This window comes from Salinivibrio sp. IB282 (assembly GCF_001995685.1).
Classification (GTDB): domain Bacteria; phylum Pseudomonadota; class Gammaproteobacteria; order Enterobacterales; family Vibrionaceae; genus Salinivibrio; species Salinivibrio kushneri.
This window is the reverse complement of the sequence record NZ_MUET01000077.1, coordinates 1-11391: the sequence shown is the minus strand read 5'-3', so window position 1 is coordinate 11391 and position 11391 is coordinate 1. Positions and strand designations below refer to the sequence as shown.

The 11391-nt window shown below is 51.3% G+C and carries 11 protein-coding genes; 2 read left to right on the top strand and 9 right to left on the bottom strand.

Annotated elements, in window-relative coordinates:
• The first annotated feature begins 214 nt into the window (after window positions 1-214).
• Both cas1 and cas2 read left to right on the top strand, forming a co-directional pair.
• Window positions 215-1081, top strand: a complete 867-nt coding sequence (cas1, locus tag BZG14_RS13140) for a CRISPR-associated endonuclease Cas1 (RefSeq protein ID WP_158011755.1) — start codon at window positions 215-217, stop codon at window positions 1079-1081.
• A gap of 3 nt (window positions 1082-1084) precedes the next feature.
• Window positions 1085-1381 carry a CRISPR-associated endonuclease Cas2 gene (cas2, locus tag BZG14_RS13135; protein ID WP_077608934.1) on the top strand — a complete coding sequence of 99 codons (297 nt, stop codon included), beginning with the start codon at window positions 1085-1087 and terminating at the stop codon, window positions 1379-1381.
• 969 nt (window positions 1382-2350) lie between these two features.
• Here the strand turns inward: cas2 and csm6 are convergent.
• The 9 genes from csm6 to BZG14_RS15600 form a co-directional block, all read right to left on the bottom strand.
• Window positions 2351-3658, bottom strand: a complete 1308-nt coding sequence (gene csm6, locus BZG14_RS13130; RefSeq protein ID WP_158011754.1) for a CRISPR-associated ring nuclease Csm6 — start codon at window positions 3656-3658, stop codon at window positions 2351-2353.
• A 91-nt stretch (window positions 3659-3749) separates the two neighbouring features.
• Window positions 3750-4634, bottom strand: a complete 885-nt coding sequence (cas6, locus tag BZG14_RS13125; RefSeq protein ID WP_077608932.1) for a CRISPR system precrRNA processing endoribonuclease RAMP protein Cas6 — start codon at window positions 4632-4634, stop codon at window positions 3750-3752.
• Window positions 4635-4642: 8 nt separating this feature from the next.
• Window positions 4643-6319, bottom strand: coding sequence for an RAMP superfamily CRISPR-associated protein (locus tag BZG14_RS13120; RefSeq protein WP_158011753.1), 1677 nt, complete (start codon window positions 6317-6319; stop codon window positions 4643-4645).
• Between the two features lies 1 nt (window position 6320).
• Entirely contained in the window at window positions 6321-6830 is a 510-nt protein-coding gene (locus BZG14_RS15605; RefSeq protein ID WP_158011752.1) for a hypothetical protein, read from the bottom strand.
• Entirely contained in the window at window positions 6827-8239 is a 1413-nt protein-coding gene (locus BZG14_RS13115) for an RAMP superfamily CRISPR-associated protein (protein WP_077608930.1), read from the bottom strand. The genes BZG14_RS15605 and BZG14_RS13115 overlap by 4 nt, the downstream gene beginning before the upstream one ends.
• Window positions 8236-8646, bottom strand: coding sequence for a hypothetical protein (locus BZG14_RS13110; protein ID WP_077608929.1), 411 nt, complete (start codon window positions 8644-8646; stop codon window positions 8236-8238). The genes BZG14_RS13115 and BZG14_RS13110 overlap by 4 nt, the downstream gene beginning before the upstream one ends.
• Before the next feature lies 1 nt (window position 8647).
• Complete coding sequence (locus BZG14_RS13105) at window positions 8648-9808, bottom strand: RAMP superfamily CRISPR-associated protein (RefSeq protein WP_077608928.1); 1161 nt, start codon at window positions 9806-9808, stop codon at window positions 8648-8650.
• 3 nt (window positions 9809-9811) lie between these two features.
• The gene (locus BZG14_RS13100; protein ID WP_077608927.1) at window positions 9812-10411 is read right to left on the bottom strand and encodes an RAMP superfamily CRISPR-associated protein; all 600 of its coding nucleotides are present in this window, start codon (window positions 10409-10411) and stop codon (window positions 9812-9814) included.
• Window positions 10404-11391, bottom strand: a 988-nt coding sequence (locus tag BZG14_RS15600) for a Cas10/Cmr2 second palm domain-containing protein (protein WP_198532062.1), incomplete at its 5' end; no start/stop codon positions are given. The genes BZG14_RS13100 and BZG14_RS15600, both read right to left, overlap by 8 nt.

Genomic DNA, 11391 nt, shown 5'->3' with positions numbered 1-11391 from the left:
GCCGCTACTGGCATTTAACTGTGCCGGTCACTTGGTCACAACGCGGGCAAGAACTGACCGCCACGCAACTGGAGAGCATGGGCGCCTATTTGCAAGCGTATCACGTTAAGGCGGTTGAGTAGGGCAACACCAGGCGTTCACCAATTGGTGAACACAGATCATGGGTAAATGCGCTGAGTACACTGGGGCCATGTTCAACGATGGAGCTTGGCTTATGACCACAGTCGTACTGGATTCGCCCGACTATCATGTCCACATTAACAACCAGGTGCTACATATACAGCATAACAGTGCGCCGCCTCGCTTGTTGCCGCTCCATGCCATCGAGCGGGTGGTGTTAGGCACAGGGATCACGCTAAGTACTGACTTACAGCTGGCGTTAGCAGGCGCAGGCAAAGAGTTGGTGGTGATTGGCCGTAAACACTGTGTGAGCCTGTTTAACTCCCACGCTGCGCCCAATAATGTGCGTATTCGCCAATATCAAGCCGTCTGCGAGCCAGCCAGGCGTGCCAAGCTGGTCCGTGCCCTGCTTGATGCGCGGCGAGCGGGGCAAAATCGTGTGTTAGCCAAGCTGGGCTGTGTCCAGCTGCCTGCCTTGACTCACACCCAAGGCCACCCCATGTTGCAAGAGGCACAGCTAAGCCATCAATATTGGCGCCAATGGGCAGTGGCGTTTTATCATGACGGTTTTAAAGGCCGAGAGCGACAGCCGCCCAACGATCCGATTAATGCTTTATTATCGCTGACTGCCACGCTAGAAGATCAGGCGTTAGCGCCGGCGTTACTGGCCGAGGGGTTTGACTTAGCCATCGGTTTGCATCATGCAACTGGCTATCGCCGCGCCAGTTTGGTGTTAGATGTGAAAGAGATCACACGTGCGGAACTCGAATTATGGGTGATCACCCAGTGGCTGGCGGGTACCTTCACGCACGCGCATTTTTCATCCACGGCGGCGGGTTGTCGGTTAACGCGAGAAGGGCAACAACAATTTTACCCCAAGTGGTTTGCGTGGCAAAAAAAGCGGCGTCCAGCATTACGTCGGTTGGCGCGTCTTTGTCGTTATGCTATGGAGAGGGCGTAATTTATGGATAAACCCCTATGGCTAATCAGCTACGATGTGAGCCATCCCAAGCGGCTACGGCGTATTTATCAATATTGCAGCCAGAACGGTTGGCCGTTACAAAAGTCCGTGTTTGTCTTTGCGCTCAATAAAGCGGAAAAAGCACAGGCTTGTCAGGAGCTTATTGACTTGCTTGACAGTGATGAAGATAAGCTATTGTGTATTCCGTTTAATCCCACCGCGGGCAGCTTTCATCTGATGCCGCCCACTGACCTGGTGATTGCCCATGATGATCCCCGCTTAACTCGGTTCGTTCAATAACACGGCATGGGAATTGCTTGATTTTAAAAGTTATCCACTGTTTAAAACGCCTGTTTATTTTGCGACTTGCAAAGGAAAAAACAATCAGTTATAAATAGAAATTGTCCTCATGGACCACGCCCTGACCAAAGGGATTAAGACTATTTCGGATAATTATACTACTAATTCAACACACCGTCCTCATGGAGCACGCCCTGACCAAAGGGATTAAGACACTAATCGCCGTCTTAGTCTTATTCGGACGCTTAGGGTCCTCATGGACCACGCCCTGACCAAAGGGATTAAGACTAAAACAGTCCACGAACAAAGCCGCCAACACCCAGGTCCTCATGGACCACGCCCTGACCAAAGGGATTAAGACTCTGTCCCGTTCAACTGTACCCACACCCGATCTTGTCCTCACGGACCACGCCCTGACTAAAGGGATTAAGACACCGCCGAGAAATTCAAACCGCCCGTCAGCTTTGGGTCCTCACGGACCACGCCCTGACTAAAGGGATTAAGACTCACATTCTATGATGTAATGCTGATTAACTGCACGTCCTCACGGACCAAGCCCTGACTAAAGGGATTAAGACGCTGAGCCGCCAGAGCGTACACCGTCAATCATATGTCCTCACGGACCACGCCCTGACGAAAGGGATTGATAGGTAGGGCCTAGGACCTAGATTCCTAGGCCCTAGGATCTTTATGTCACGCCCTGACTAAAGGGATTAAGACGGCCGCTTCCGCAAATCGCTCATCAATGGACTTATGTCCTCACGGACCATGCCCTGACGAAAGGGATTAAGACGCTTTTTTGATCACATCAATCAATGACACTGCAAGTCCTCACGGACCATGCCCTGACTAAAGGGATTGATAGGTAGTGCCTAGGTCCTAGAATCCTAGGCGCGAGGATCGTTAGCGATAAAAAAGGCCACATGGTAAACCATGTGGCCTTTTGCGTGTTCCCGTCGGCTAAGTCGTCTAACGGGTCGCGTTTTTATACTGAATATTGTCAGGCGCAATCGTTAGGCCTTTATACACATAACCCGCTCTGTTGACTTTCCGCTTGTGCACATTATTGATGGTATAGTACTGGCCTAATTTCTTACCCAGCTTATCGGTGATTTGCTTGTTGGTCTCTTTTAACAAGCGATTCCATAAATTTTTGTGCCGTTTTCTCAGCTCATCAAGCGGTCGCTCTAACTCTTTGTTGAACAGAATGTCTGTATCTTTTCCATCGCCTTGGAACAACCAACGCTTGCGGGCTACGCCCGAATCCGTGTCATATTTTACGATTTCCTCCGCGGTTTCTTCGGCGAGCTCTACCCATCTCACCAGATCCCAATCGTCGCGATCGCTTGGCAATGCGACACTATCAAAGGACGTGGCCGCATGGATAAGGTGCGCTAAGCGCGTATCAAGCTCGCGGGCGGACATGTCGTCAGAGGCCGGCTCGATCCCTTCGCCAGGAAATTCGCGGCTTTCTTTCGCCATCCAGCTATAGAAGGCAAAGTTGATCGGTTGCAGGGGAATAGGGAGGCCATCACAAAAAATAGTCATGGTTGAATAGTCCAGCACCACGCTGGCTTGTTCTTGGGTGATGGCATTGGCTTGGTTGATTCGGTTTACCGTTTCGGTGTAACTGAGATCATCACGCTTAATTAAATCTTGCGGCATTTCTTCGCGCATCATGACTAGGGGAATGTTGGCGAGCATCACCTTGGCTTGGCTCAAATCGTAACGGGTCGATTTGCTTCGATCCGCGCGCATCACGGTGTAAGGGGTCGGGTAATAAAAATCGGGGATCGTTTCGTACGGCTCATTGACGAGTACATGGCTAAGGCAGTCACATGGGCGCCCAAATAAGCTCATGGCATATCCCAAGGCAAAGCCCATGGTTTTACGTCCGCCGGCCAATGAGGCATGAATGGCAATATCCGGTTGCTGGCTAAGTTGCCGCACTTGCTCGGTAATAAAGTCTGTGATGATCGCTTGATCCTCTTCACTTTGCACGTCATTCAGCGGCTGTCCGTTTCGATCCTTTGGAACCAAAATGTCTTGCTGAGAAAACGCAATATCCGGCAGGTTATAATCGGCGATCAGCTGCTTCAGCGGGCTATCATCGCCGAGTAAGTTCTTAATAAGTCGCTCCTCCCCCGCTTGAGAAGTGATCACCTTCACGCGGCGTGGGAGCTTTTCCGGGGTTTTTTGATAAATGCCGTATAGGGTCTCGGTAATAATTTGTGGTGTCATGCCTGCAACGGCGAGTAAAACGTAGTCTTTATTCATTGTCATTCCTTGTTAAATCGCGGGGCGTGTTGGCCATTATGGATGGCGCGCCGTTGTGATGACGGCCATCACCAATTGGTCATTCGCTCGGTTAGGCAATTAATTGGTATTTGCCTAAACCAAACGTGGTTTTGCCACCGATATGTAAGGCTTGGCCGAGGGTTAACAGCGGGATCACGTGGGCAATGTCGCCGCAAAAACTCACTTGACCTTTAAGGCCGCCAAACGGAAGAAATTCCTTATTTTTGTGCGAAAAGCGTTGCCAGTCTTCAAAGTAACAATCGCTGCTCACTTGGTGCGGGCCAATGCGCGGTTGGTTTTGGTAAAGGGCATCAAATAGGCGTTGGTCGTCGTTTACCCAGAACCGACTTAGTAGTACCAAGCGGCGTAAGATCTGCTGCACCCACTCCCCCAGATCAGGCAGCGATTGATGGCATACCTTGCCGTTTCGCTTTAAGCGTGTGGGGGTTAAGCAGTTGATGGCCAGCTCTTTTTCCGCAGTGTCGAATTGACTGACTGGCGCCACCGCCAGCCAGTCGGCCAACGACAGGGGAACGACCCCCGAACGCAGCCCGGTGGGGGTCATGGATGCCACGCTTAACACACGAAACGGGGTACGCTGTGGCCCCATTCCCAAGGATTCGCCATATTTTAATGCTTTAAACAGGGCATCCACCAATTGTGTGGCATGGCCAAACAGGGTGATGTCAAAGTGATACAACTCCCCTTTGCGCCAATGGGTTTTGTGATCCTCATTGGGGCAAATAATATAAGGTTTGGGTTGTTGGTTATCATGGTTGCCGTAACAGACAAAAAAGGCATGCTCGTCGGCACGTTTGAGCGCATGCCCAAACCATCCGTGTAGCATCGAGCCTTTAAAAGCTGGCAGCACCGAATCCTCTTGAAGCTGAATGGTAATGTTCAGTTTTAACAGGGAAAACGTCTCGGTTAGCGCTGCCCATGCCGGTGTTATCATGGTTGTTCTCACTTGTATTTTGCTTCTACGTCTGCCAGTTTCTGCTTGCGTGCGGCCAATTTGGGTTTGTTCTTTTTATTCTTTGCCAGATCCAAATAAGCAGACTGGGAGGTGTCTCGACAAAGCGCGAGCAGCGTGGGAACAAAGTCATAGTGAGTGGGATCGGCTAAGCAGGCATCGAGCAGCTCGTCCATGGCTTGCACATAGTCTCGCCGTCTGTCTTGAGAGGCGCGGACTTCAGGCAAAGCTAAGTCGTGCTCGAGTTGCATAAACTGTTGTTCCAGCGGTGAAAGCTGGGCAAACGCACTCGCTTTGCGCTCGGCCTCGGCTTGTTCGTCGGCTGTCGCCCAAAGTTGTTGCTCGCGGTCAGTCAGCGGGAGTTGGCTGACCAAATCCGCCAGTCGCCCTTGACCAAAATTTTTGTAGTCACCGGGCGCGGGTTTGGGCTGGTCACTTTTCCTGGGTAGATGGGTGCCACTGTGATACCAATCGGGCAACACATCTTTGCTGCGACCTTGCAGCGCTTGCTGATAGCTCATGCCAGCGGCATCTTTGGACTCAAGCGGCATATAGGTGAGGTTTTTTTCTTGGTTATCCGCCAGATCACCAAACGCAAACAGATGACGGACTTGTGGGCTGTGTTGCCAGTTGTTCTCGCCTTCGTGACTCGCTTGATAGACGTGATTCATGTGCGCCACAAATTCGTCAACCGCTTGCTCGATGGTGAGTGGATCACCGTCGTCTGTTTGGTTGGGCCGGGCATCAAGGGTGCAGTCACTGAATGAGACCGCCCCAGCGCCAAGGGGCTTACCATGACCCAAGCTATGATAAAAAACCTTGCCCTCTGGATCTTTAAATTGCAGTGCCCATAATAGCGCGCCGATTTCTTGTCTTTTTAGGTTATGAAAGACAATCTTGCCGGCAAATTGACTATCCGGTGCCAGCAGCTCTAACTGCGATTGGACATCACGCTTTTCCTTCAGGTTGTCGGGTAAGCTGTTATCGTTAAATTGGGCTTGCGTGGGGTAGCGCTTCCATCCCTTGGGGATGGCTTCTTTTTGGTAATGAGTAAGGGTACGGGTTGTGGGGTTTTCCCCCGTATGTTGCTCAATATAATTGGGGAGAAAGCTGGCTTTTGGCGCGCCAAGAATGACTGGATTAGAGTGGCTAAAGCCCTGATTGAGGCTGCAGGTGGCATCAGCAAAGTAAACGCGACTTTTGAGCGAAAAGCCCTGTTCACGCAAGGTGCCGAATAGCAATTCTGGCAGATCAAAAATAGCGTCTGATTCACTCAGCGGCTGGGCGCTCTTTACTGTCTGCTTGATTGACTGTGGGTAATGAACTTTTTTACGAGAGGCATCACGATATGTAAGGTGTTGATCGTCAACTTGGCGCATTTTAGCAAAGGTGGCGATGTCGAGGTGGTTGCGCAGCATACCTTTAAGGCTGGAGCTTGGAATAACGGGGTTGCCTTCGGGATCTCGCTGCCATTTTACTTTGGCGGGCTTGTCTGCGGTTTGTTGGCCGCCTACACACAGGGCAGTGCGATTCGAGAGGGTGTAATGAATAACCCCTGAGTAGCCGTCTTTAAAGGGCACATCATGACTGACCAAATGCGCCCACTCCGGCATGTAAACCCAGCGAGAGAGGGGAGCAAAATGATAAGGCGCATGAACTACATTCATATTATTTCTCCTCTTTTGGGGCAAAGCCCATAAATTGCTGAGCAAGGGGGATCCAGCGACCTTGTTGCACTTGGTCGGTTTGTTGCTGGTACCAAAGACGATATTGTACGTATTGGTGATTGCCGAGTCGGACATCACCAATCAGTGAAACGTGTTGGTAAGCCATATCGGCTGCGTGAGAGCTATCACAGGCTTGGTGGGTCATCGCRCACACGCTGTAGCGATTGGGACCCACCAATTGAATTTGTAGGCTATCGTTGCCGTGGCAATATTCGGCTTCGATAAGATCGTCTCGCGCGGGTATCTGTACGGATGAGGCAACGCTATCTCTGTACATCACCCAGCCTTGTTGGGGCGCAAAAGTGTGAATTTGAGAGCAAACATCATCAAAACTGAGCATGCTTTGTGTGAGTTGCAATACGCCTGCATGCAAAGGCGGTAAGCTGACGCCGAGCTTTGTGTTATCAACGTCGGATTGATGCTGGAGTGTGTGATAAGGGGATAAACTCATTGCGCGCGCTCCGTCTCTAGGTTTTCTGTCTCTAATGCTGACCAGTTCACGATCCATTCAGCACCTGTTTGCGGCATCACCAAGCTCGTGCCGCGGCCACTGCCGGCGCCCATGGGTAATAACCCTTGGCGCAAATCCTCGATGGTATCGGCCAAGGCGGCTTGCAGCGTCGAGGAGAGGCGTGTGTTTTGGTTCACCCAAATATTGAGGGTAAATTTAGGCTGATACAGTAATTCTTCGCTGAATAAGCCGCCTTGTTGCACCCCGCCAGTAAAGCGGTCGATCCGGTTATGGGTGCGTACTGTAGTGCGGTAATCCGTCACGTCGGCATCGTCAATAAAGAGGTGGCCGGCAATGCCTTCCCCTTGTGAACTGGTGGCGGCGCCAAACAGTGATGACAACGCATCTGGGCGCACTTGCCATTCGGCGTGAGTCATAGTGTCGCGATCCTCAGCCCAATCGGCCTGATGGCGACGCAGGTGATAGGCCAGACGGTGGGCGAGAATGCCTTTGATGCTGCTGCCACATAAAATCGGCCGTGGCTCGGAGAATGCGCCGTCGTTGGCTTGCCAATGAATCTCGGGTTCACTGTATGTTTTGATCCCAATGTCATTGCCGATGTCGTGATCGCCGAGCCGCGTGGTTCCAGAACCACAACGCCAGTTGTCGCCGGCTTGTAATGGCAGTGAGGCGAGGCGTCTTTGATGGCGATCGTCTGCAGGCGTAAGCAGCTGTGTGCTGGTATTCTCACTATGCAAAAACTGTTGTAATGCCTGGCCGGCACTCGGGCCTTGCATTAAATCAAACGATGTTTGCTCACAGGCGATCACCTTGATTTGCCCAAGACCATTGCGGCTGCTGGCGCCTAATGTGAAGTGGCGATCGGCCCACAATGCTAGCAGTGCCTGCCACTGTTGTTGATCGTGTTCGCTCATGTCGTCACTGTGCCATTGCAGGGTGACACTAAAACGCACGCCTTTGGGCACGAGGATTTGGTCAAACTTTCCGGTTTCTTTTGCCGCGCCTCGATCGTTTACCGCGACGCGCTCACGGTGGTGCGGGCTCGCCAGTGCCAAGCGACTAAGAATGGGATCGTTGGCGATGTCTTGTGCAGGCATAAGCGGTGACACCGGGCGATTTTGGCTATCGTGAACAATGCCGTGAGAAATGGTCAGGCGCGACGCGCGCTCTGYGGTGCCAAACCATGACGCTAATGGAAGTCCGTCGTCGGCGAGTCGTTGGTGGGCGAGATGGCGCCAAACACCGGCAATCGCACTCGCCGGGATATACGGCAAGCCATTTGCCTCGCGCGCAAGTTGGGTATCAAACCCTTCTTCTCTGTGACCTGAATTGATCGCCATCGGGCTTTGGGTTTCGAGTATGAGCTTAGTGACATAGATATGGCTCATTGTTTAACCTCCGAATCGTGCGCGTGGGTAATGAGACTAAAGTCGATTTGTTGACTGGCTTGTTTTAGGCTTGTGTAGCGCGAGAAGTCATAGCGAGTGATCTGGCTGACAAGCATCAATACCGTGGCGGCATCGTGATCGGCCAGCACTTGCTTAAGCCAAGCTGCAAATGTGATGGGTTTATCCCCGTCACTCCAGGTGATGCCCCAGCCGAATTCGTCATTGTCAGCCTTACAGATGTCCGTGCTGCTATCAAAAAGCGCTTTGCGCCAGTCTGGATTGTTGTTTTTTAATTCTTCATGAATCCGTCGCCATTGAGTCGACGAGGAGCCGGCGGCGTAGCGAGGGATAATATTATGGTACTGGCGGGCCTTATCGTAGGCTTGTCCGATCTGTTTGATTAACAAGTTAACGCGCTCTTTCTGAATCGTTGGCACGTTCGTCGTGCGCGATCTGGCTTGCCACCCACTGGGTTAGCGCCGAGTGTGGCTGTGCCTCGGATGGTTGCTGTGTTTTTGTCGGCACAGTAAACCGCTGGTAGAGGTCATCATCAGCCAATGTGGCTTGGGTGGCCCAAGCCGGATTGATCATGATCCAACCCAGCCCTTGGTGTTGATTGATGCCTAGTCCCTGCTGCTGTAGGTCCAGCAAGTCTTGCTGCGATAGCGGGGTCTCTAAGTCATAAACCAGCACCGATCCTTTATTGATCACGCATTGCTCGGAGTCGTAACCTTGCCGTTTTTGGTTAAAACGCGTCACGCTGCCAGCGCGGATAAAGCTTTTTGACGGGTTAAGTTTGCCCTTGGCGTGTGGAGCCAGTTGTTCAAGAGCGGGCACGTACGTGGGGAGACCCCGCCCATCAATGCATTGGCAATCACTTAAACACCACACCGTCAGCTGCTGTGTATCTATTGTCGGCTCGGGTTGAGCAGGGGGATCAATCAGTGTGATCTCGACGCGGCCGAATTCAGTGTTACGCGAACGACCCAGAGTTAATGGGGTTTGCAACTGCTCACGGATCGCTGACAAGTACGCTTGGTTATCGGACTCAACCCAGCCAACAAAGGTTTGTTTAGCCTCGATAAATGCATAGGTGTAGAGGGTTTGATCTTTGGCTTTGCCCGTTTTGCGCTCAATGGCTGTTTTGGTGCTGATACCTTTCGCTACCTCACCGATTTTACCCGATGCAGTAATATAGCCGCTGCGACACTGCTTGTATTGTGTGTTGGCGGCGCGTTGGAAGTGCTGACTGGCTTGATTATCTATCTTGGTTTTATTGAGCTGATCTTTCGCGAACGGGGTTTGATTTTTTTTGTAGTGCCAACTTGCTGGGATAGGAAGCGCTAACTGATGATCGGCAACTGGAAAACAAGGCCCAAACTTGACCGAGCCAGTATGAAACATGTCCCATGACTCTGCTTCATTAAGCGACGGATAAAGCTTGGCGGCGATGGCACCCAGGATGGCACTGCCAGGGATATAATCCAAGCTGTCGTGGTTATGGGTTGTGGCAGTGGTTTGGCTCATCACGATAGGGTCAACCGTGGTGAGTGAATAATAGATACGCATGGACTATGCCTCCTCCAATGATACTGTCACTTTTMCTAACCCTCGATGCCGCTTGCCACCTAAGGCCGTGATTAAGGTGATGGCCTGAGCTAACCAAGTCGCGAACCCTTGATGGATGGCTTGTCCGTCGATCTGGGTGTAATAATGCGGGTGCTGCGTATTGAGGCTGACTTGGACAATGAGTTGCATGGGTACCGCGACTTCCATGCTTCTTAAACTTGATGGTTTGGCGGTGCCTGTTTCTTGGTCGATAGCGGTAAATTGGTGCACGCGATAGAGATATTTAGTGGCCTGGTTATCAATAAGATAACGGCTTTCTTGTGCCGAAAGCTGGCCACTGGATATTTGCAGCATACCTTGCTCGCTCACACCATCACGCCCTTCACGACCAAATAAAAGTGGCACAAGGTCTTGGCTGAACCATTGATTGTCGGTGGCGAGTTGAAACGCCTCTTTTAAGAGACCTTTTATCGACTTGCCGGGTAGGTAAGGCAATCCGGCGCTATCTTTTAGACATAGTGCATCAGCGTATGCTCCGGCTTCTTGCCCGCTCCCCACATGCCAGTCGCTGTGTAAATCAACGATGAGTCGATAACTATCCATGGGTGGTCTCCTTGTCGCCTGTGTGCGTGTTTTCTTTCACCGGCTCGGCAAAGTGGTGCAATACCAGCAGATCATTAATGAGGCAGTATTTCTCATCTGTTTGCTGATTAACCCAGTACCAGTTGCGGCGTTGATAACCATCGGGGGTGAGATCATCGAGTAAGGTCTCCAGCGCTTGCGTTTGATTCTCTGTCGCCAAACTTAAGCCGCGACGATAAATGATTTTGGCTTCGGCGATATCGCCTTGAGCAATCGCGGTCGCCATTTGTCGCCATCTTGCCATTGAAACGGGCGGGGTAGTGATGCCGTTTTGATCAGCGGATGATGAATCAGCAACTAACTGTTTTAGTTTGTTCAGATCAAATGGTGATCGCTCTAGGCTCGTGTGTGTCTGTTTCAGTGACTCAACAAAATACGCCGTTTGACCCATTTGCATCCCATTACCAAGTACTAATGTGCGATCGACGAGGATGTCGAAACTGTCATTGGTGCTTTCGGATTGGCGATGAAAGGCCAGTGCGGCTGGGCCAATCGCGCCCTCATTAACGACTGATTTTGTGCGTTTTTTGGCTTGCGCACACAATGCCTCAACCAGCTGGTGAGAATGGGTAAATGGATGACTGGCTTTTTGGTAGAGAATACCGCCACTGGCGGTTAAATAACGTTCATACTCTTTTGGGAAGCCGAGGTCATCAAATAAGTCACTCAGTGCCGCCTCGGATGCTTCCATAAATTTTTTACAAAAGCGCGTGCTGAACTCAAGGGCCAAGTTGGCACGGCAAAGTAAGGTAATATCATCACCACCCAAGACAATGGGCCGCATGGGTATCATCTGAATAGAATCTGACGAACGGGTATCTTTTTGATAACAGGCTTTGTCGTAAATGTATTGGGTGGCTTTTTTGGCCGCTACCGTGGTTGCTTGATTGAGCGCGCGTGAGAATTCGCGAAAGCCTTTTCGGAGTTCAGCATCACTTTTG